Genomic DNA, 21,634 nt, shown 5'->3' on the forward strand with positions numbered 1-21,634 from the left:
ATAGTACTTTACGCTTTTAATTTATTTGCCCGCTTAAGGTAATGACTTTCTCACCGCGGACAGCCGAACCATCTATGGCTAACGCCACGACTTTCACTTTCCCATTTTTCACAGCCTTCAACAATCCTTTTTGATCAATTGTCGCTTTATCTGTGATCGTTACGCCATCTTCTTCAAAGACAGCCCAGGTTACCGCCTTGTTCGCAGCATTGGTTGGAAGCACCACGGCTTGCAACTGAAGCTTTCCGCCTTTCGCTGTAATTGTCGACGCATTGCCCGTGCTTGTCAGGGAAATGGATGATGTACTAACAACTTGTCCGCTTAACGTAATTACCGTTTCGCCTTGGACAGCAGAACCGTCTTTGGCTGTTGCTAGCACCTTCACGACGCCATTTTTCTTAGCTGTCAACAAACCATTAAGATCGATTGTCGCCTTATCCGTGATCGTTAAGCCATCAGATTCAAAGACAGCCCATTTCACAGCTTTATTTGTAGCACTCACTGGGAGCACCGCAGCTTGCAGCTGCAGCTTTCCACTTTTCTCGGTAATCGTGGTGGCATTGCCTGGGCCTGTGATCGTGATAGACGCAGCACTTACCGGTTGTCCGCTAATCGTAATTACCTTTTCACTTCGGACGCCAGAACCATCCTTAGCCGTTGCAACAACTTTCACTTTGCCATCTTTCACAGCTCTCAGCAAGCCGCCTTGATCGATTGTTGCTCTATCCGTATTAGTTAAGCCGTCTTCTTCAAATACTGCCCACGTCACTGCTTTATTTGAAGCATTGGCTGGGAGTACCGCGGCTTGCAGCTGCAGCTTCCCGCCTTTCAAGGTGATCGTCGACGCATTATTAGGGCTTGTGATGTTGATCGTTGCAACACTTTCAGGTTGTCCGCTTAACGTAAGTGCTTTCTCAGCACGAACACCGGAACCATCCGTTGCTGTTGCAACGGCCTTTATTTTTCCATTCCTAACAGCTGTCACTAAACCGTTTTGGTCGATTGTCGCTTTATTCGTGATAGTTGTCCCATCTGCTTCAAATACAGCCCACGTCACAGCCTTGATCGAAGCGTTGGCAGGGAGCACCGCAGCCTGCAATTGAAGCTTTCCACCTTTTGCAGATATCGTTGATGCATTGCCAGTGCTAGTAACTTTGATAGAGGAAACCTTAATAATAGGTCCACCTTCATTGACAACAACAGCTTGTGCTTCACCAACACGAACGACTTGAATGTCACTATTAACCTCAGCGATGAACACACGTTCACCATTGTCAGCCGTAATCATTCCGTCACTCGGGAAGGTATCCCAGCCCGTTAAGGCAGAAGCGCCAACACTAATGCCAGCGATATCTTCGCTCACGCTTACCTTTTTGTACCGATAGCTGTTTGCAGCATCAGAAAGTGTTGGTAGTGTGGCTTTCGTTTTGCCATTATTGATTAAACCTGCCGCATCCATAAAGGTTACAGGTTGCAGTAATGGAGGAGCTGGCTGTACGGGTGCTGCCGACGTGATATTGAACTCCATTTCTGCCATGTTAGCATTCGTACCGTCGCCAGATACATAACGAACATATCGGTATGCTTTTGGCGATTTCACATAGATATCTTCCCAAAGTCCTGTCGGAATCGATTCGATTTGAGCAATATCTTCGTAACCGCTGTCTTGTCCCGTGTTCGAGCCTTGAATCTTAACTCCGTAAGCTCGATCTGCAAAGCCGGCTCTAGGTAAGAAACTGATTTTGGCTATCGCTTTTTCGTTACCCGCTCCAAAGTCCATACCGGCATAACCGTTCACACCATACGTGTAATCAAAGTACGTTCCTGCATTTCCGTCGAAAACTTTGTCGTAGGTGTTAGAAGAATTCCCCCACGCAGGACCTGAACCGAATACGGTGCCAGTCACTCTGGTGTATGTTTCCTGCGGCGTTCTCCATTTCCCGTTCGCAAGATCCATTTCCCAGCGACTGTTCCAGTCCAAGGTAAAGTTTAAATCTGATACCGTAAATGGCAGCCATACATACGTGGACCGATCCAATGTATTGCCATTCCAGCGGTCGCCCATATACATGTAGAACGTATTGCTGCCCGAGGTAACTGGCAAAACATAGGTCGTTTGCGTATTGTACGTATTCCAGCTTCCGAAATTCGCCCAACCTGTCCCGTTGTTTGTACATGGGCCAGCCATGGTATCGCAAACGATATATTTGTTTTGGTTCGTTGCCCAACCGGATAATCCGGATGAGAAGAAAACATATTTGCCATCTTTCTTAATGACCGCTGGTGATTCCCGATACTGATTTGTAAACTGATTTACCTGAGCCTCAACGGTCAAATAGTCGTCGGACAAGCGATACACATACAATGTTGCATTATTGCTTCCACTTGAAATCAGATAAGCTTTACCATCCGTATCTTTAAATACAGTTGAATCGCGGCTCATATTATTATTAGGAGAATAGCTGTTAACATACGTGTAATCTCCATCAACTGTATCACTCGTCGCTACTCCGATACGTGAATAGGAATAGAACGGGTTCTCGATATGGCTGTACATCACATATTTGTGCGTTGTATCGTTATAAATAATTTTCGGACGCTCAATCACTTTATTCGGTCCGAAGTCTTGATTGCCAGTCAAGGAAGCAGGAAGTGTTTCATTACGAAGCTGCCAATTCACCAAATCTTTGGAAGCGTAGATATTGATGCTTCTATGAATGCCAGTTCCGCCATCCTTATTTTCCCCAACCCAGTAGTAGGTATCCCCTACTTGAATCATACCTCCGCCATGCGCTTCAATGACGCGCCCAGCCGTATCGTACCAGATCTTACCGGAGTCAATCGGCAAGTAGCCTGAGGTTGCAGGTAACGCCGGCTCTGCCTTTGTTACTGCTTGCAGCACCTTAAAGTCAACAACTTTATTCGCCGTATCCACTTCTGCTACGCCCACTTTCGTTCCGTTAGAGAGCGTCAGCCTAGTCCCATCCGCAATCGATTTCCATCCGCCAGATGTTACGGCACTCACAGATGGTGCTGCCGTCGCATCTGCTTTGTACACATAGCGATTATCGCTTTGCTTCATTCCGCCAAGACGAATTTGTGTTATGCCGTCTTGAACTGCTCCAGGAACATCCACGAACAATGCTTCACTCAAGCCTTTGAAAGTTGCTGTTTCGCCAACCTCAGCATGACCAACACTATATTTTAAAATCCTGTCATCATAGTCAACCATAGCAACAGCAATGGATTGACCATTAATTGCTTGTATCATGTCGCCTGATTGAAGCTCCTTCCAACCAAGCGTGCTGTCACCAATGTTTGCAGACGGCAGCAAATTTGAGTTCGGCGCTGCCAGATATTTAAACCGCGCGGCATGCGTCGGGTCTGTCGGCTGTGCAATAGCTGCCATGCCGCTATCTGACGGAGTATCGTAAGTTACTTTCGTTTTCCCCTCGCCAGCTGCCGCAAATTTCAGAGCTCCTTCAAGTACTGGCGCAACTTCCGATGCTACTTCAACTCTGTCAATAGCAACAGCTGTACCGCTTGAACTTGCATTTTTCTGCCCGGTTACACGCACTTTCATGATATGCGGTCCAGCTGCCAAAGCGCCGCTATCAAACATCAACATGTTGTCAGACCGGGTGCTCGCATAGTAATCAACGAGAGACTCTGCACCATTATCAACGGTAATACCTGCTTTACCGTGATTCTTTGCTTTCGCTCCGTACAGTTTCAACCTTGTACCATTAAATCGAATCAGTGCATACTCTTCAGTAGTCGAAGAATAATGGTTGTCCTGATAATGAACATCCGATTCGTTCGCAAACGACCAGTTGGTGCCCATGTACTGGATTTCATTGTTGCTAGAGCCTTGGGTGTTATCGTTGATGATTGTTGTCATCCCAGTTGACTGCGGCTTAATAATATCAACTTCATCAGCTACAAAGTATGAGTCCGATGAGGCACCGTATTTGGTACCGGTTACTCTCATTTTGACCGTGTGAGACCCGTTTGTAAGTTGAGGGCTCTCATAAATTAATTGATGATCCTGCCTGTACCAAGAAAACGTGTCGACCATCGTTTCAGCTCCGCCGTCGATGGATATAGCAACAATCCCTTGATTATTATGCTTCGGACCGCGTATTTGAACTTGCGTACCTGTGAATTGTACATTCACAGAAGCATTCGTCGTGTTGGAATAGTGGTTGTCACCGCAAAATGCTGTGGATTCGTTACTATATCCCCAATCTGCGCTGTACTCAAATTGAGCATCGCCTGTGCCCTTCGTGTTGTCATTTACTTTTGTAACGGAGGTTACCGCTTGCTTTTCAGGAGATACCTTGACACCGCTTACAACATAAGTAGTAATCGAGTTGCGTTTAGCCGGCGTAATCAGAGAGTTCCCTTGCAGCAGCGCTTCATCCATCTCAGCCAAATTCTCAGAGATCGATGTCCGGTACGCTTTCACATTTCCTGTGACAGATTGGAAACCGCTTAGATCAAATTTGTAACCTTCGCCGTCATAGTCAAGTTGATTCTGTTGAACGATAACCAGCTTCTCGCTAGCCGCATCGTAAGCAACAAGTGTATTCGAGTCACTGCTTGCCAGCAACTGATAGCCTGGGCGAATAAACTTGGAGAATTGCGCCATCGCATAGTATTGCTTAGTCAACCAATACTGCTGCTTCTCATAGTCCGCGTGGATTAATCCCCAGCTGTTATTCTCTTTGTTGTCTTGCGTCTCATCTTCCACGGCATCCCATGCAACCCAAGCGGTTGGCTGCATCAGGTTCATATCTTGAATAATCTTCGTAGACAATTCAAATGCAGGCGCCATGCTCTCGTGGGAATGCGCGGTACTTCCTGTCCCGAACTCTGACATCCAGAGCGGTTTGTTTTCAGAATCCGCCAATCCCTTCAGAGCTGTTCGTTTATCCCCGTTGTAGCTATGCGCATTGATTTTGGCAAGCTGCGCTTTCACTTCGGGGGACAAGCTGGTGTATGAGGTTATCGCATCGTCGATAGAATTCTCATCTGAACCCGTTAGCTTTGTCCCACCAAGTCCTTTTGCAGCGAGTGACTGCGCAGTCAAGCCCAAGATTTGATTTTGTTTCGCAAGATCAAAATGAGCCCCCTGCTGCAAGCCTCCTGCTTTCCACCAATTCGAAATCGGTTCATTAAGCGGGCTCAGGTAATCGAAAGTGATACCCCAGTCATCACGGAATTTCTTGACAACCGTCGTCATATGATCTGCGAAGTCATCGTACATGTCTTCCTTCAAGTTATTACCGCCATCAACGGCACCGGAAGAATCACCGCTAATCGTCATCCACCATGGAGGCGAATTGGAAAATGCCTCAAATTTGTTAGCGCCTCTAGCCTTGGCCGCTTGCAGCATCCATCTTTGATTAGCGTCTGCCGTCCAATCCCACACCCCAGGCGACGGTTCGAACGTAGCGATATTGCCGCCAAGTCGCATATGATTATGCGCGGGGTCATCACCAGCACCAATATTATACCGGGCAATGTTTAGGCCCAGCCCCTTATCGGGATCAAATACCAAATCCGCTATCGCATTGCGTTTCTCATCCGGCCAACCTCCAGTTTGATCGGCCCACCAAATAAGGGAAGTACCCCAACCTTCGATCTGTTGGTAGGGCTGCTGCGGATCAATCTGAATGACCGTTTCTGCGCCTGCCTCTGCACCCTGTGAGAACGACAAAGATGCTGCTGTTGAAACAACCATCGTTGTAATTAAGGTTTTGGATATCGTTTTGCTCCAAAAATTCCGTTTCATGTGGATAATCTCCCCCTAAGTTGTGTAATCATGTATGATAACTCTCGCATGGGAAGCTTTTCTCCTACCAGATCTTGTATGCGTTTTCAAAATCTTTAGAAGCTCAGCCTCCTAGATTTGTTAACGCTCTCTGTTTAGTATTTCTGGTTGTTTCTGGTTATTTCACACTACTTTACTTCAAGTTGTTTCACGTTATTTCTCATTTATTCTCGTTATCTTCCATAAATTAGCTCCCCTTTCAAGTTTACATAATTTGTTGCACTTTTATCCTACTATGATTTAGAATGCGCTTTCATTGATAAATTTAGTCATTAATTTGATATATTTTGGGGTTCATTCGATTACATTTACGAACTGAGGAGTAGCATTGACGTTCTCTTTGGCATGAATAATAGGATGAATAGAAAGTGGAATGGATGGAGAATAATAGCTACGACATTGCTTGCAGCGAGTGCGAGGTGAGGTTAAACAAGATCTATGAACCTTGCCAATTCTTTTTACAAATACCATCTTGCGCCCCCTTTTTAACTACAATTTCGCATGGAGTTGACTTATCCTCTTCTCTTGCGGGATAACAGAGACACCTGTCATGTATTCAAAGTAGTTGCGCATTCGTTAAAAGCTGATCCGCTTTGGCTGGATTCGACTTTAACTAACGCAAGTTTATGATGAATCATCTGTCTTCGTCAACTCCACAGATAATGACAATTGTGCTTTCTCACATATGATTACGATAAGACAATGCTTCTTCTGTGATTCTCTTGATATCAACCGATGAAGTAATTTCGTCGTTCACCATATCCGGCAGGATATTATTCAAAAAATAATCAACGCAGTGTAAAGGAATTGTATTCATTTTTATTAAGGCCTCACGGTACATTTTAATAAATTCTTTCTCCGTGTTCCCTCTTTGAAGTTCAGCAAATGCTTCATACACTTGATCCATTTTATCTGCAACTTCCAAGATTAGCCCTTCGATCGAATGATCCTTGCCCTCGCGAAGCTGATTATGGAAAATTTCTTTAAATTCCTCAGGAATCTGCTCTTCAATAAAGTTATATACCATGCCTTCTTCAACCTTTTGAATCAGTAAACGAAGTTCAGGGGATGCATGCTTGACAGGCGTTTTGATATCCCCAATGAATATTTCACCATAATCATGGCTGCTTGTGATTTCATAAAGCTTTTTCCAGTCAATGCTAGCGCCGTTTTTCTCCTCAATATCGGCAAGAGTTTTGGCGTATTGTACGACTTTCCATGAATGAGCTGCGACACTGTGTTCCTCAAATTTGAACTTCCCTGGACAGCGGATAATTCGTTCTAAATCATTTAAAGACCTAAAATAGGCATGGATTCCCATACGTTCAGCCCCCCATTATGTTAGAATAGCTCGTCCATCTCACTCTTGGTCTTCACAATAATTAGTTTACAATCCGCCTGTAAAATCTAGATTAACTGTAATGCTTCATAAAGTTAAATGTCTGAAAAAGTATAAACACTAAAAAGCCTGATTGCTCAGGCTTACATTTCGTGATTCGATCACACATGAGGGAGTTCTTGGTTTACATGATATTTCTGAGCCAAGTCGTTCCAACTGGACTCGTATTGTTCTCTAATTTCGTGAATCAAATAACCGTTGAAAGGCATAGATTCTAGCAATCCAACGATTTGGTCCATCGGAACATGACCTTTGCCAATTGGCATATGCATATCTCCACGCCCAAGAGGCAGCAATTCGAATTGATTTTTTTCAGTGGAGAAGCACGGCTTTCCGAAATTGTCATGGACGTGCAAATGATTAATATACGGGAGCATGGCCTTCATCTGTTCAAGCAGATTCAGCCCGAACATTTGCGTAGAAAGATATAAATGCCCAACATCTAGCGCAATGCCTACATGAGAATGATGTATGGCGGCAACCTGACGGGCTAGCTTTTCCGGAATAACCGAGTAGCAGTAGTCCGGACAGTCCAAATAAGGTCGGACATTCTCCATGCCAATTTTAACATTCAGTACCTTGGCTCTTTCGCCCGCGACACGCATAAACGCTACTTCCTGCTGCATCAACTGCTGCACATCTTCATCATTGTACTTCTGCCATGTATGGGGATATTGGAATTGTTCTTCTCCGACGAATCGACCTACGTGAATAACCATCATTTCCGCTCCAACAGCGCCAACCACGTCAAGACAAGTCATAAACAAATTTGTCTCAAAATCAAAGTTATGCGGACGAAATAGATTTAAATCGAAAGGCGCATGCATCGTATAGGTAAGAGGATAACGGCTAAGTAACCTCTTATAAGCCTCCAGCCTCACCAAATCCAACTCGCCATTAACAATTACGTTCATCCCTTGGATTGGAATTTCAACAGCTTTAAAACCAGCTTTCTGAACAGCGAGAAGTTTTTCTTCCAGCTTTTCCAATTGGCTAACTACCGCATATGACATTAAGCTAACGCCAACACCTTTAAGCTTCAATACGTTCTACCCCTTTCGTAGACGCATCTGTCATTGCGGATAAATAGTCCATTTGGCAAACTAGATGACCACGAACGAGCACCTTTTCAATCACAGGCGATTGCTCACGATTCTCCCTGACGATTAACAAATCTGCCTCTTTGCCCACTTCAATAGACCCTGTACGATCGTCGATATGCAACGCTTTTGCCGGATTTAACGAAACCATATTCACGGCGTCAACGAGTTCTATTCCTTGTTTATGTAGAAAGAAAACCGCTCGCAGCATAGCAGGAGGATAATAATCGGAACAAAGGATATCCACCACGCCGGCTTTAACCGCATCCTGCGCCGAAAGATTGCCGCTATGCGAACGTCCTAACATAATGTTCGGAGCTCCCATGACCACATACAGGCCACGCTGTTTTGCTTCTACAGCTACTTCCATATCAACTGGAAATTCACTGATCGTTCCTTTCCATTTTTCAACCATATCCAGCTTTGCAATTGTATCGTCATCATGGGAGGCTAACGGAATTCCGTTAAAATAGGCAAGATCCGCGAGGCTTTGTAGCTGATCGCGATGAATCTTTGCTCTTTTTTTACGCTCCTCCAGCATCGCCGTTACTTCTTCTTCCGTTTTCTTTTGGCGTTCCATGATGAATTTCTTTTGCACATCCGTATTGCGGTATTGCCCTTGGCCTGGGGTATGATCCATAAAGGAAATTAAATCAATGATGCCATCTTCAATAAATTGTTCAATAAAAGGAACGACACTTTCATTCGTCATCTCGACACGGACGTGAATGCGGTGATGAATAAGGTGATCTTGTTTGCGGAGATTCCAAATGCGGCCCACAATGTCTTGCACACTTTGATTCTTACGGAAATCATTCGTTGAATTCTCTCCCCACATGCTCAGAGAGTGATAGATCGTTGTGATGCCTTGACTAACCAGCTTGCGTTCCAACTCATGGTACGAAAATTCCAATTCAAATCGGCTCGTTGGCCTCGGCTGCATCTCATGTTCAATCGCATCACTATGCATGTCAATCATGCCTGGCAGCACATAACATCCGTCCGCGTTTAAGTCGTTTGAACCAATCCCGGATATAGACGTAGGACGAATATCTACAATAAGACCCTCTTCAATGACTATCGTTCCATTCTCAATAATGCCCGTTGGCGTTACAATGTTACCGCCGTGTATCGTCAGGTTTCGCTTCATTTGGGTCTCCTTTACGGCTGAATTTTGGCCTCCTGAAATTCACGCAAATCCAGAATGTGATCAGCTACCTTGCCCATCACATCCCAGTCATGAAAGACGCCGATCATTGTCGTACCGTCCTGCTTCATTTCTTTGAGAATTTCTAGCACATTTTGTTTCGTTTCATGATCCAACGAGGCTGTCGGTTCATCCAGAATTAATAGTCGTGGACGCACAATAAACGCTCTTGCCAGATTCACCCTTTGCTGCTCACCGCCACTAAATGTAGCCGGAAAAGCATTCCACAGCTGTTCGGGTATATTCAATCTTTCTAATAAACGAGCGGCTAGAACCCTAGCTTTCTTGATGTCATAACCAAGCGGGCGCAGTCTTTCCGCAACGATATCTACAGCAGAAATACGCGGAATGACTTTCAGAAACTGTGAAACATAGCTGATTTCGTGGATGCGCAAATGGGTAATTTGACGCTCAGTCGCCTGGGCCAAATCGATCATTCCATAGAGAGACGATTGATACCACACCTCACCTGAGGTGGGTAAATAGGTGCGGTATACGCATTTTAAAATAGAAGATTTACCGATTCCGCTTGGACCTGCAATACCTAGAAAATTCCCTTCTTCAACCTCAAACGATAGGTTATCAAAAGGATTCACTTTCATTTCATCGGAGAGGGACAATTCAAACATTTTGCTGAGACCGATTACTTTTAAAATGGGAATCACCACCTTCTATTTGCTCAAATCTAAGCTATAGCAACGAATGAACTAACAGCTGTGTGTAGGGATGCTGAGGATCTTCCAAGATCTGATCCGTCAAACCTTGCTCGACAATAAGCCCTTGACGCAGGACCATCGTCCGATTCGCCAGCATGCGAATAACGCCTAAATCATGAGAAACGACAATCATAGCCACTTGCAGTTCGCGCTGAATACTGCGTATTAAATCAAGCACTTTTGCTTGAACCGACAGATCGAGCCCAGTGGTTACCTCGTCAAGCAGCAGCAGTGGAGGATTATTGGCCAATGCTTTGGAGATTTGCACCCTTTGCTGCATACCACCGCTGAAATTTTTCGGCGGCTCATCCATGCGCGAAAGTGGAATTTCTACTTGATCAAGTAATTCAGCTGCACGTTCACGAATGCGGCCGACATGAAAATGATCGGCGGCAAACAGCTTTTCAGCGATATTACCGCTGCTGGAGAATGACATCCTCAGTCCCAGAAAGGGATTCTGGTACACCATCCCCATTTCATGATTGCGAATATACCGTTTTTGCTGTGCAGAGAGACCAAATAAATTGGTTCTGCCCTCATCAAAGCTTGACATTGTCATGGAACCCGACGTCACTTCTTCATCGAAATATAAGCATTTCACCAATGTGCTCTTGCCTGAACCACTTTCGCCAACCACACCAAGAATTTCACCGGGGTACAGGTCGAAGCTTAAGTCTCTGCAAGCCCATATGCTGCCGCAATAGGTACAACGGCTCCCTTGTTGCTCATTGGCAGAAGGTTTGCGGCAATGTACGCACCCGCTGCCGAATTGTTTATGCAGTCCTTGAACGCTAAGCAAAGGCGTTTCGATGGACGGTATAGGATCGAGGGAGTAATCAATCATGTTCAAACCGTGTGCTGGCATCGTCTACATTCCCCTTTCCTGTTGCTGTCTGCAGTAGGCGGTATCCGAGCATTGATAGAGCGTCGTGCCAGTCGCTTCGTCTGTCACTTCATCGAGGAATGTATGCGTACTCGCACAGTGTCTGCAAGATACATTCGCAAATGTCTCTACCTCGAAAGGGTAATCCTCAAATTGTAACGGCCGCACATTGGTATACGGTGGAACCGCATAAATTTTCTTCTCCCGACCGGCTCCGAATAACGTGAGATGCTCACTTTGATGCAGCTTCTCTGTATCAAAGCGTGGGATCGGACTAGGAGCCATCATGTAACGGTCATGAACCAAAACCGGATAATCCGCTCCAAGCGTAATGCTGCCCCATTTCACGATGCTTTCATACAGGGTTAACCACATCGCGCTGTAATCCATCTCAGCATGCCGAATTCTTGTCATCTCCTCCCGGCGTTCCACTTTACGCAAAGGCTCAGGCTGCGGGACTTGCAGGACGAGAATCTGCGACTGATTCAGCTTTTCCTCGGGTATACGGTGCCTTGATTGAATAATGGTTGCTGCGGAGGTTTGTTCCGTTGTCGCAATGCCACTCGTGTCTTGGACAAGTCTGCGAATGCTAACCGCATTTACGCTGTCGTCATTCCCTTGGTCAATAACTTTCAGAACATCCTGACGTCCTAACAGCGATAAGGTTAGCTGCAACCCGCCAGTTCCCCAGCCTCTCCCAATCGGCATTTCCCTTGAAGCAAATGCGACTTGATACCCGGGTATAGCGACAGCTTTTAACGACTTCCGGCGAATTTCCCGCTTGGATCCTTCGTCCAGAAAAGCAAAGTTATACGCCACTGTGTTGAAGGTTGTTCGATTTTGCTTCTCTTCGGTCGTGTGCATCCTGATCTTCCTCCTTTTTCTTCGCTTTTTCCTGGTGTTGAACCTGAACTCTTCTTATTTGATCAAGCGATGATTGGAACGTGATATAATGCGGCAGTTTTAAATGGGAGACGAATCCGCTGGATTCCACAGAATCAATATGTGTCAAAACGAATTCTTCATCCTGCGCAGGCGCCGTTCCTGTTGTCTCCAAGCTTCGTTCGAGAATTGCCATCGATATGCCTTTGATCTCATTTTGACCAAAACACAGGCCGTACCCTAATACAAACTGCACATTCCCCGAATCCGCGTCCTGCTTAAACGAATTGATCGTCTCCACTTCCGTTAGCAGCATTTCGCCAATATAAACCGACTCCTCCTCATCGTCACTGTAAGGATAAGGAATATGTACAGCTGAATAACCAACGCGAAGCTCACCAATCGTTGGATGTACGATGCCATATCCACGCATGCTGCTGTAAGCGAGAGCCGTCATCGCACCGGTTTCACCACGCGCCAGCGTTTGCAAACGAGCCGCACGAGTAGAGGGCACCGTCATTTTTTCCCTCGTAATATCAAATGGCTCTACATCTTGCAGACCGGCAGCTGCCTCTTCCCGTTTCATCATGAGTCCTTGTTCTCGCAGGATGTCAGCTACCTTTTTCAAGGTGAAATCGCCCTCTGCCATGTCAACCTCTGCCATATATTCCTGCGCAAAAGCAGCAATCGCTTCGCCATCTTCCTCACGAAGAGAAAAGTTCAACATCCGATGGGTATAATCATAAGTTGGACCTAGAATCTGTCCGCCGGGAACGTCTCGGAACGAGGAAGAAATGCGACGGATGACCCGCATATCTGCAGTCTCCACCGTATGCGAATAGTGATTTCTAGGTAGTGTTGAACGATACGCCCTAAGCAGAAAGGCGGCTTCTGCCGGATCTCCTTCGGCCTGCTTCAGCGCTATGGCTGCATACTCCGGGGAGTATAGCCCGCCTTCGCCCATAATGCGATCGATCAACAGCCGCAATTGCTTTTCGATGAGCTCAATATCTATGCTTTGCTTGGAATCCTTGACGCGATAAAATTGAACGAGGCGATTCGCCTCTCCAATAGCTTCCTGACCTCCGGTAATTGCCACATATGCCATCCTATATGTCATCCTCTCTAACGATTGTTGTTCTTGGCAAAGCCGTCATCTTGCCGCTTTCTGTAAACAACACCATATCGATGCCTAGTGGATATTCGACATTTAGCTTGGCGCGCTCTTCAAACCATGCTTTTGGCAGCCCCGGAATATATAACTGGTGGGCATGTTGAATCCCCGGCCCCGTCAGCGTCCATCCCTGATTGTCTCCCCTCGTTTCCGTCTCCAAATCAAGGACATGAATGAACAACGTAGCCCCGTCTTCAGGCCGGATCAAGGTTCCTTTACGCAGCTTCGATAACAAAAGTTGGATCTGCCCAGCGTCCATGCTGGCTTGCGTGATAATATGATCGGCTTCGGAAGCCGGCACGTTTCGGCTAAAAGTTTGGCGGCGCAAATAGGTATCTAGCCCCTCCTGCCCTTCCATTTCCAAACAGAAACTGACTTCACCGTCGAAAAGTGTCATCGCCAAACAGGTGATCATTGCTTGCAGAGGCGATAAGGTTGTCAGCTTTGCCGCAGCGGGTTCAATACTGTAGATTTGACCTGGTTTAGCGAAAGCATCCAGCAGCTGACGATAGATGAATTGCGTGTCATGAACTTGCTCGAAAGTCGCTTCATTAACGTTTGGCATTGTACTCCTCCATCGTGTCGAAATTCACCTTCGTCTTCATAGCTTGCGAATAGACGAGTCTATGTTTGATTGCGATTTGCTGTTCTTCTTCCAGCAATCGCTCGCTCCACGCCTTTGTTTCAGGCAGATCCGCCTGAAAAGCCGCATCGACAACGGCAAGCTGATACGATTTCTGCGCATCTTCTCCCATCAGAACGCCAAAACCATAAACATCATGGATAGAAACTGTGCATTCCGTTACCAGGACTTCTCCAATATAAAAAGGCTGCTGTGAGACGGAATCTCTTGCTTTGGTCATAACTAAGCTCTTCTCCGGCGGTTTAATCATCGTGATGGGATAGTTTTGTTCAATTTCTTGACTGAACGACGCCACTAACTGCGGATTACCATCGATGAGAATACGGGAAATTTGCGACTTTTTCATGAAATCTACCCCCTCCTGCGGATTTTCAGCTTCATCCGGTTGCTTCCTAATTCCACGATGAACACCATAATAAAAATAATAAGAGCGACGAAACCAACCGTATCAAATTCGTAAGCACGCATCGCATTGGAAATTTCCCAACCGATTCCGCCCGCGCCTACTGCACCTAAGATGACCGATTCCCCGATATCGATTTCCAATCGAAACACGCTCCACGCCAAGAACGAAGTAAATACATTAGGGATCACGGCCTGCGCCATGATTTGCAACCATCCAGCACCCGTGGCCCGGATCGCTTCCAATGCGCCTTCATCGACCTCTTCAATCGACTGTGAGAACACTTTGATCAACATCCCGACAGCGTGAACGCCAATCGCCAAGATCCCTGGGAAAGGTCCCAAACCAACCGCAACGATGAAAATCAAAGCCCATACGAGCGTTGGCACCGCACGAAGAAATGATCCTAAGCCTTTCACGAACCATGCCGTCCGTGGAGATACATTTTCAGCAGCCAGAAAAGATAAGAAGAAGGCGGCAATAACGGCGAGCACGGTTCCTACAATCGCAACCTGCAAGGTAAGAAGGCCGGCGAGCAAGATTTCTTTCCAATCTGAAACATTAGGCGGCAGCATTTGGGCAAAGGAAATGATAAATTTCCATGTACCCTGCATGATTTTGTAGAAATCAAAATGTAACTGCACAAAGCAGAAGACGAAGAATACCGCACCAAAAATGGCTGCTCCAACCAAAATAGGATCCTTTTTCGGTTTTTGCGGATAGGCTCCATAGCCAGGTCGTGATCGCTCAGCCATCTTACCGGCCGATTGCGTCCATTCTGTACTCATAGGATACGCTCCCTTATTTTACTAGTGGTCCATTCCGTCATAACCACGATGACAATGACCAGAAGAATCGCCAAGCTAACTTCTTGGTACTGGAACAGCTTAATGCCTTTCTGAATGGCAAAACCCAACCCGCCTCCGCCGACCATCCCAATAATCGTGGAAGCTCTAATATTCAGCTCTAATTTATAAAGCGACCAGCCAATAAACCCTGGCATGAACTGCGGCATCACCGCTTGACCGAGCACTTGAAAGTACGTTGCACCTGTGGCCTTGAGCGCTTCCACTTGACCCATATCGATCTCTTCCAGCATTTCCGCGTAGGCTCTGGTTAACGTTCCAATCGAAGTGATAATGAGTGCCAAGCAACCAACCGTTGTTCCTAGTCCATAAGCGAATACCAATAAAATCGCCCAAATCAAAGTAGGAATATTGCGCATGACGGAAGAGAAAGCTCTTACGATGATCTGAATGACTTTATTTGGCGCAGTTGTAGCTGCAGCAAAGAATGCCAAAACCATGGATAAACAAGCGCCGATAACCATCGATACAAAGCTGATATAAATAGTATCCAGTGCTGGGCCGATTAATTTACTAATTGTCGTGAAATCTGGAGGGAGAAAGTCAAACAATACGAAGCGAAATATTTCGCTCCCGCCGGAAAACAGTTCTGCCACTGAAAAATTAGTTTGTATGGCAGACCAAATCGTAATCGCCATAATAACAACGGCAATCATCATGGACTGTAGCTTCTTTTGCCGCTGCAAATCCTTTAAACGATCCTCCATCTCCTAAAGTCCCCTTCCCGTTACTTCTGGTAAATATGAGAGATTTCATTGTCCGATAATTGATTCGGTTTCCCATCGAAGGCAACAGTCCCCTTATGGATACCGATAATCCGAGAGGCATATTTCTTGGCGACCTCCACCTGATGTAGATTAACGACACAAGTAATGCCATCCTCCTGGCAAATCGTATGCAGGTGACTCATGATCGTTTCCGAAGTCACGGGATCAAGGCTCGCGATGGGTTCGTCGGCAAGAATTAATTTGGGCCGCTGAGACAACGCTCTAGCAATCCCAACCCGCTGCTGCTGCCCTCCGCTTAATTCATCCGCTCTCTTATACATTTGTTCATGCAGCCCGAGACGGAATAAAATCTTCTTCGCTTCTTCAACATCCGATTTCGAGAACATCCCGAGCATCCCCGTCAATGGATTCATGTAACCCAGACGCCCGTTTAGCACATTTCGTAACACGGATACACGCTGAATCAGGTTGAAGCTTTGGAAAACCATCCCTACCTCACGGCGCAGCTTTCTAACTTGCGTTTGATTGGCTTTGGTTGTATCCATTGCATTAAACATGACGGAACCTTCCGATGGCTGAACTAATCGGTTAATGCAGCGCAGCAGCGTACTCTTACCTGCCCCGCTTGATCCAATCACGACGACAAATTCGCCCTCGTTTACCTTAAAATCCACCCCTTGAAGAGCGGTTGTTCCATCGCTATACACTTTTTTTAAATTCTGAATCTCCAAAAGAGCAGCCATTTCTCCGTCACCGCGCCTTTCTACTATTTCAATAATTGTTCCGGACTCATATTAAGGGCTTTGGCTGTATCTTTGACGACTTGAAAATCTTTATCTGAAACAGGGAAAAACTTCTGCGTCCCATTTGCAAAAAACGGCGGGTTATTGTTGTTCTTATCGTAACTAAACACAAAGTCTTTAATTTTTTGGACAAGCTCCTCAGGTAGATCTTTCCGGTAGGTATATGGACTTGTTGGAATCGGATCGGATTTAGCTAAGACACGGAAGTCTGTTGCTTTGATCAGCCCGGCGTCAATGACTTTTTGAATACAGGTATCACAGACCCCGGCGCCATCTGCGTTTCCTTTTGCGATAGCCAGAATCGATTTGTCATGACCGCCTGAGAAAGAAACGTTCGAGAAGAACTTCTCAACATCTTCATTTTTGATACCTAATTGGTGAATGAAAATATTGCGTGGGAAGAGATGTCCAGATGTGGAAGCCGGGTCGGCAAACAAGAACGTTTTACCTTTCAAATCAGCAATGCTTTGGGCAGGTGAATTCGCAGGAACGACAATTTCGCTGTAATAAAAAGCTGCGTCCGCACTTGTCGCTTTGACGGCAAAAGGGATAGCTCCACTGCGTTCAGCAGCAATGACATAAGCAAATGGACCAAAGGAGGCGATATCGATTTTCTTCGTACGCATAGCTTCAATAACGGCCGTATAGTCATCTCCTACAAACAACTCCGTTTTCATGCCTAGGGCTGTTCCCAAATCTTCTACAAACTTCTTGTTACCACGCGACAGCTTGCCTTCTTCTTCGCCAGGGAGAACGCCAACACGAAGGACATCCGGCATCTTTGCTGCTTCAGCTGTTTGTACAGCTGCTGCCTGGGCATTCGTTTTACTTGAATCGCCCATTTTTTGGCCGCATCCAGAGGCAAGCACTGTCAACACCGATATTGTTGCTAAAATTGTAGTGGTCTTCCATACCTTTGAATGGAATAATGATCTCATCATCTTATGATTCCTCCATCAATTTTGAATTTCATCTCATTTTTGTTCCAATTCAATCGATACTCGGCATAGGTCACCGCGATATTTCGCTGAAGTGAACTCTACTAACCGCATCTCACTATCTCTCATCACACTTTCGATATGCAGTAAATTCGCATTCGGAGGAATTCTCAAATAGCTTGCCTCTAATGCTGTAGGATAAGCTGCCTGAAAGGTAGACAATATGCGGTGAAGCTGCATACCATACACATTTTCCAGCATTGCGTATAAGGAACCTAGACAGCGCGTGTGTTCCAAAAGATCAGGAAAAAATTTATCTGGAAGCCAAGTTACATTCCAAGCAAGTGGAATACTGTCTGCATAGCGTAATATTTCTAACCGATAGACCTCTTCTTGGGGTTCTAGCTTTAAGGCAGCTGCAATTTCCTCTGGCGGAATTAACTTTTCCTGCTTAAGCAGCTTCGCTTTCGGCGTGCAGCCCATTAAAGTAATTTCATTCGAAAATCTCGTATTCGGCGTAATGGTATATTGAAGATTTAGGGGCTTTTCACACACATAATGCCCTTTCCCCTGATGCGAACGAATAACTCCCTTATGCAGGAGTACATCCAACGCTTGCCTAATCGTATAACGGTTCTCACGAAACCGACTGCACAATTGGGCTTCTGAGGGTAGACGCTCATGTAAGCTGTAACTCCCATTCACAATCTCTTGATGAAGGATATCTGCAATTTCAAGATAACGGGCTGGCATATCCCGAAGATCAGATTTCTGCCTCATTGTTTCACCTCCACTCCCTTCATAACTTACGACTAAAACTTAACTTGTCGACATCAGGTCAGTGTTAACAACAAATAAAGATACTGTTAAGAAAATTCTGAAAATATAGACTTTAGGACTACTCTCCACTTCGTGCTATGCCAAAAAGCCCTCCTCCAAGTTGGGAAGAGAGCTTATTTATTCTACAAAACCAAGTAAAATCAAGCGAAAATCAACTAAAAATCAGGAAATCAATATTCCGCCAATGGCTCCAGCGATTACGACAACCCAAGGCGGCAGCTTCCAAAATACAAGCATCAAAAACAGAATCGCTGCCAAGGCAAAATCGACAGGAGCCAATATGGCCGTGATCCAAAGCGGGTTATATAACGCTGCAAGCAAAATACCAACGACAGCTGCATTAATGCCGATTAATGCTCCTTGGACTTTAGCGCTTGTTCGCAAAGTATGCCAGAAGGGCAGCGCTCCAACGACTAAAAGATACGCTGGAAGAAAAATAGCTGTCGTAGCGACAATGGCACCTTTCACTCCGCCAATCATCACCCCCAAATACGCTGCGAAGGTAAACAACGGTCCAGGCACAGCTTGCGCGGCACCATATCCCGCTAGAAAGTCCGACTTGCTGACCCACCCTGTCGGGACGACTTCCCGTTCAAGCATGGGGAGAACAACATGTCCCCCGCCAAAAACTAGCGACCCTGAGCGATAAAAACTATCAAATATGGACAGCCACTCTGCATGAACGATTTGTCGAAGCGAGGGAAGCAGGATCAGAAGTCCGAAGAAGGCGGCCAAACTGAGAATAGCAACGCTTCGCCTGATGGGAACGTGGAGATTCGTTGTATTCGAAATCGACGTATTTTTATACATTAACATCCCTACAATTCCCGCAATACCTATAAGCAAAACTTGGCTTATAGCAGTCTGCCATAGGAGGGTAACGGCTGCTACAACAACTGCAATTGTTGCTCTATTGCGGTCAGGAGCAAGCTTCTGACCCATGCCCAGTATCGCTTGAACGACGATAGCTACTGCGACGATCTTGAGGCCGTGAATCCAACCTGCGCTGCCAATATCAAATCCCTTCAGTAAGAAGGCAAACAGCACCAACGCAATGACTGATGGCAGTGTAAAACCCAACCAAGCTGTCAGTCCGCCGAGCAATCCAGCGCGAATGACCCCCACCGCTATGCCGACCTGACTGCTGGCAGGACCGGGCAAGAACTGACATAGGGCAACTATATCCGCATAGTTCTGCTCATCCATCCATTTGCGGCGACGTATGTATTCATTATGAAAGTAACCGAGATGCGCGATCGGCCCTCCAAATGAAGTTACCCCTAGTTTCGCAGACACAGCCAATATTTCTAGTAAAGCCCGTGCTTTGCTAATGGGCATCTGTTGGACTGCGACATTATCCTCTTCCACGAATCATGATTCCTCCTATACAAACTTTATAGATGATAGCTAACCTTAACAGCTTATAAATCAATTTTTCTTGATTAATCGATAGTTTTAAGTTACCACCAATTTCCTTGATGGTCAATTGCTAAATCAAAATGAATGGATGAAGAAAAGAAAAACAAGCCGATTCCATGAGCTCTCACACTCACAGAATCAGCTTGCTTCCACATCTTATTGTGCAAATTCAAGGCGTAACCGTTCTTCAAAATATTCATCCATGTAGGATTTGATAAACTGATTGCGCACTTCAATATTTTCTTCTTTCTTGAACAAGCCCATCTTTCGAACCCGTTCATGTTCCGGCTTTCGACTCCACTGCTCGTAGGCTTCCTTCTCGAGTGCCAAGTTAATTCTGCGAATTGTGAGATACTCATTGGTTCTTTCGCTGCGCTCTTTCTCGAGATCTGGCGCAGGAGGAATGAGTTTTTGAATCTCCTCGTTCTGACGCTTAAGTTCCTCATAATGCTGCTGCTCGAGCTTCTTCTGTTTTTCATGAAGCACCTTCACTTCATCGACAATCTCTCGCTGCTGGCGCTTCTCTTCCTCGATGTTCCGTGGAGCTGGAAGCATGGTTCTTAGCTCTTGATTTTGGCTTAGCAGCTGTTTATTTTGACTTGTCAGATCCGCTACAAGACCGTTTAGTTGAGAAACACCTTCGATGAGCGGTTTAATCGCGGTATTGATACGTTCTTCCAGCAGTACCGCAAAACCCTCCTCAAACTTCTGCTTGAAAACATCGGAAGAACGCTCGGTTAACGCTGGTGGACCTGCTAGAGGAGCCGCTGGCGCCGCAGGAACGGGTAGCGTTCTTGGGACGTTCTTGCGAACATGGTTCATCGTTGAGCTTGCCGCAGTCTTCATACTTTGACCAGCATCTAGTCGTTGTTTCAAGATTTCAAAGATATCGATGTCATGCTGCGTGAAAATCCGATTGCCATTATCTTCTTTACGAAATTTGTACCCTCTCGCTTCAAGCGCCATTGCATACTTGCGTAAGCTTGAATCACTGACCCGGAGATGCTCATGCACCTGTTTTGGACTATATACCAGCTCTAAATCTAAATTTGCCATATCGTCATCTCCTCACTATTACTAAGGGAATAAAAGGCTAATACTAGTATTCTAGATTCATATAATTGCATTTACAGTCGAAATAGGAGTGTCGAAATGTGTTTACCATCGCATGATCTAATTTATGAATTATTTCCCAAGAAATAGTTTCGTTGGGTGGCCGTTTTTGGAGGAGGGAACGCCAATTGCGCTCGGGATTGGGTGGTGGCTCAGGTCATGACTATGGCAAAAGGCAAGGCCAAAAGCAAGGCCAAAGACACTGCCAAAGGCACGGCCACAGGCACTGCCAAAGGCACGGCCACAGGCACGGCCACAGGCACGGCCACAGGCACTGCCAAAGGCACTGCCAAAGGCAAGGCCAAAAGCACGGCCACAGGCACTGCCAAAGGCAAGGCCACAGGCACGGCCACAGGCACTGCCAAAGGCAAGGCCACGGTGGCCACGACCACACCTAATTTGGCATCTGCTGAAATAGCTGGAAAAACTGCCGTTATTCTGCACTGTTCAGTCGCAGGAAATGAAATAGCGGTAGAAACTCCAACTATATCGTTGATAGCTGGACGAAATCTGCTAAATTTAATCAAATTAGCGCCAGAAATTCCTGTTAAATAGGAAAAATCAGGTAAATCACTAAGAATAGCTGGAGGAATCGGCGTTAATTGCAAGTATTCCATCTACTCTGTTAGGATCCATTAAGGCCCTAATACAAACAAGCAGATGCCTCGTTGGCATCCGCTTGTT

General features: G+C 45.9%; 18 protein-coding genes. 1 reads left to right on the forward strand and 17 read right to left on the reverse strand.

Annotated features, from left to right (window positions below; genetic code table 11):
• Positions 1 to 16 precede the first annotated feature (16 nt).
• From AC58UW_RS21220 to AC58UW_RS21300, 17 genes are all read right to left on the reverse strand, one after another.
• Positions 17 to 5,797 carry a glycoside hydrolase gene (locus AC58UW_RS21220; RefSeq protein ID WP_497422598.1) on the reverse strand — a complete coding sequence of 1,927 codons (5,781 nt, stop codon included), beginning with the start codon at positions 5,795 to 5,797 and terminating at the stop codon, positions 17 to 19.
• A gap of 718 nt (positions 5,798 to 6,515) precedes the next feature.
• A complete protein-coding gene (locus AC58UW_RS21225; protein WP_497422599.1) occupies positions 6,516 to 7,157 on the reverse strand; it encodes a YfbR-like 5'-deoxynucleotidase in 642 nt (213 codons plus the stop codon).
• Positions 7,158 to 7,336: 179 nt separating this feature from the next.
• On the reverse strand, positions 7,337 to 8,278 hold the full coding sequence (locus AC58UW_RS21230) for a sugar phosphate isomerase/epimerase family protein (RefSeq protein WP_497422600.1): 942 nt from the start codon (positions 8,276 to 8,278) through the stop codon (positions 7,337 to 7,339).
• Entirely contained in the window at positions 8,268 to 9,485 is a 1,218-nt protein-coding gene (gene phnM, locus AC58UW_RS21235; RefSeq protein WP_497422601.1) for a phosphonate metabolism protein PhnM, read from the reverse strand. Before phnM ends, AC58UW_RS21230 begins: the two co-directional genes overlap by 11 nt.
• Before the next feature lie 11 nt (positions 9,486 to 9,496).
• Positions 9,497 to 10,210: a phosphonate C-P lyase system protein PhnL gene (gene phnL / locus AC58UW_RS21240; protein WP_497422602.1), complete on the reverse strand. Its 714-nt coding sequence runs from the start codon at positions 10,208 to 10,210 to the stop codon at positions 9,497 to 9,499.
• Positions 10,211 to 10,232: 22 nt separating this feature from the next.
• Positions 10,233 to 11,078, reverse strand: a complete 846-nt coding sequence (locus AC58UW_RS21245) for an ATP-binding cassette domain-containing protein (RefSeq protein WP_497422637.1) — start codon at positions 11,076 to 11,078, stop codon at positions 10,233 to 10,235.
• 48 nt (positions 11,079 to 11,126) lie between these two features.
• Positions 11,127 to 12,005, reverse strand: a complete 879-nt coding sequence (locus tag AC58UW_RS21250) for an alpha-D-ribose 1-methylphosphonate 5-phosphate C-P-lyase PhnJ (RefSeq protein WP_497422603.1) — start codon at positions 12,003 to 12,005, stop codon at positions 11,127 to 11,129.
• Positions 11,950 to 13,131, reverse strand: a complete 1,182-nt coding sequence (locus tag AC58UW_RS21255; RefSeq protein WP_497422604.1) for a carbon-phosphorus lyase complex subunit PhnI — start codon at positions 13,129 to 13,131, stop codon at positions 11,950 to 11,952. The genes AC58UW_RS21250 and AC58UW_RS21255 overlap by 56 nt, the downstream gene beginning before the upstream one ends.
• A gap of 1 nt (position 13,132) precedes the next feature.
• Positions 13,133 to 13,762 carry a phosphonate C-P lyase system protein PhnH gene (phnH, locus tag AC58UW_RS21260; RefSeq protein WP_497422605.1) on the reverse strand — a complete coding sequence of 210 codons (630 nt, stop codon included), beginning with the start codon at positions 13,760 to 13,762 and terminating at the stop codon, positions 13,133 to 13,135.
• Positions 13,749 to 14,186 carry a phosphonate C-P lyase system protein PhnG gene (gene phnG / locus AC58UW_RS21265; RefSeq protein ID WP_497422606.1) on the reverse strand — a complete coding sequence of 146 codons (438 nt, stop codon included), beginning with the start codon at positions 14,184 to 14,186 and terminating at the stop codon, positions 13,749 to 13,751. The genes phnH and phnG overlap by 14 nt, the downstream gene beginning before the upstream one ends.
• A 5-nt stretch (positions 14,187 to 14,191) precedes the next feature.
• A complete protein-coding gene (gene phnE / locus AC58UW_RS21270; protein ID WP_497422607.1) occupies positions 14,192 to 15,031 on the reverse strand; it encodes a phosphonate ABC transporter, permease protein PhnE in 840 nt (279 codons plus the stop codon).
• The gene (phnE, locus tag AC58UW_RS21275; RefSeq protein WP_497422608.1) at positions 15,028 to 15,816 is read right to left on the reverse strand and encodes a phosphonate ABC transporter, permease protein PhnE; all 789 of its coding nucleotides are present in this window, start codon (positions 15,814 to 15,816) and stop codon (positions 15,028 to 15,030) included. The genes phnE (AC58UW_RS21270) and phnE (AC58UW_RS21275) overlap by 4 nt, the downstream gene beginning before the upstream one ends.
• Positions 15,817 to 15,836: 20 nt before the next feature.
• Positions 15,837 to 16,580, reverse strand: a complete 744-nt coding sequence (gene phnC, locus AC58UW_RS21280) for a phosphonate ABC transporter ATP-binding protein (protein WP_497422609.1) — start codon at positions 16,578 to 16,580, stop codon at positions 15,837 to 15,839.
• A gap of 23 nt (positions 16,581 to 16,603) precedes the next feature.
• Entirely contained in the window at positions 16,604 to 17,581 is a 978-nt protein-coding gene (locus tag AC58UW_RS21285; protein WP_497422610.1) for a phosphate/phosphite/phosphonate ABC transporter substrate-binding protein, read from the reverse strand.
• Between the two features lie 33 nt (positions 17,582 to 17,614).
• Positions 17,615 to 18,358: a phosphonate metabolism transcriptional regulator PhnF gene (phnF, locus tag AC58UW_RS21290; RefSeq protein WP_497422611.1), complete on the reverse strand. Its 744-nt coding sequence runs from the start codon at positions 18,356 to 18,358 to the stop codon at positions 17,615 to 17,617.
• Positions 18,359 to 18,580: 222 nt separating this feature from the next.
• On the reverse strand, positions 18,581 to 19,756 hold the full coding sequence (locus tag AC58UW_RS21295) for a chromate transporter (RefSeq protein WP_497422638.1): 1,176 nt from the start codon (positions 19,754 to 19,756) through the stop codon (positions 18,581 to 18,583).
• A gap of 237 nt (positions 19,757 to 19,993) precedes the next feature.
• On the reverse strand, positions 19,994 to 20,893 hold the full coding sequence (locus tag AC58UW_RS21300; RefSeq protein ID WP_497422612.1) for a hypothetical protein: 900 nt from the start codon (positions 20,891 to 20,893) through the stop codon (positions 19,994 to 19,996).
• 216 nt (positions 20,894 to 21,109) lie between these two features.
• Here AC58UW_RS21300 and AC58UW_RS21305 point away from each other — a divergent pair, with 216 nt between their 5' ends.
• A complete protein-coding gene (locus AC58UW_RS21305) occupies positions 21,110 to 21,505 on the forward strand; it encodes a hypothetical protein (RefSeq protein ID WP_497422613.1) in 396 nt (131 codons plus the stop codon).
• Positions 21,506 to 21,634 lie beyond the last annotated feature (129 nt).

It is taken from the genome of Paenibacillus sp. J22R160 (genome assembly GCF_059692135.1).

Excerpts from the sequence above, each read along its gene's own strand:
- AC58UW_RS21255 (WP_497422604.1), bottom strand. The coding sequence starts at position 13,131 with ATGGCATATGTGGCAATTACCGGAGGTCAGGAAGCTATTGGAGAGGCG.
- phnM (WP_497422601.1), bottom strand. The coding sequence starts at position 9,485 with ATGAAGCGAAACCTGACGATACACGGCGGTAACATTGTAACGCCAACG.
- phnE (WP_497422607.1), bottom strand. The coding sequence starts at position 15,031 with ATGAGTACAGAATGGACGCAATCGGCCGGTAAGATGGCTGAGCGATCA.
- AC58UW_RS21295 (WP_497422638.1), bottom strand. The coding sequence starts at position 19,756 with ATGCCCATTAGCAAAGCACGGGCTTTACTAGAAATATTGGCTGTGTCT.
- phnH (WP_497422605.1), bottom strand. The coding sequence starts at position 13,762 with ATGCCAAACGTTAATGAAGCGACTTTCGAGCAAGTTCATGACACGCAA.
- phnG (WP_497422606.1), bottom strand. The coding sequence starts at position 14,186 with ATGAAAAAGTCGCAAATTTCCCGTATTCTCATCGATGGTAATCCGCAG.
- AC58UW_RS21225 (WP_497422599.1), bottom strand. The coding sequence starts at position 7,157 with ATGGGAATCCATGCCTATTTTAGGTCTTTAAATGATTTAGAACGAATT.
- AC58UW_RS21250 (WP_497422603.1), bottom strand. The coding sequence starts at position 12,005 with ATGCACACGACCGAAGAGAAGCAAAATCGAACAACCTTCAACACAGTG.
- AC58UW_RS21305 (WP_497422613.1), top strand. The coding sequence starts at position 21,110 with ATGACTATGGCAAAAGGCAAGGCCAAAAGCAAGGCCAAAGACACTGCC.
- phnC (WP_497422609.1), bottom strand. The coding sequence starts at position 16,580 with ATGGCTGCTCTTTTGGAGATTCAGAATTTAAAAAAAGTGTATAGCGAT.
- phnF (WP_497422611.1), bottom strand. The coding sequence starts at position 18,358 with ATGAGGCAGAAATCTGATCTTCGGGATATGCCAGCCCGTTATCTTGAA.
- phnE (WP_497422608.1), bottom strand. The coding sequence starts at position 15,816 with ATGGAGGATCGTTTAAAGGATTTGCAGCGGCAAAAGAAGCTACAGTCC.
- AC58UW_RS21285 (WP_497422610.1), bottom strand. The coding sequence starts at position 17,581 with ATGATGAGATCATTATTCCATTCAAAGGTATGGAAGACCACTACAATT.
- AC58UW_RS21220 (WP_497422598.1), bottom strand. The coding sequence starts at position 5,797 with ATGAAACGGAATTTTTGGAGCAAAACGATATCCAAAACCTTAATTACA.
- AC58UW_RS21300 (WP_497422612.1), bottom strand. The coding sequence starts at position 20,893 with ATGGCAAATTTAGATTTAGAGCTGGTATATAGTCCAAAACAGGTGCAT.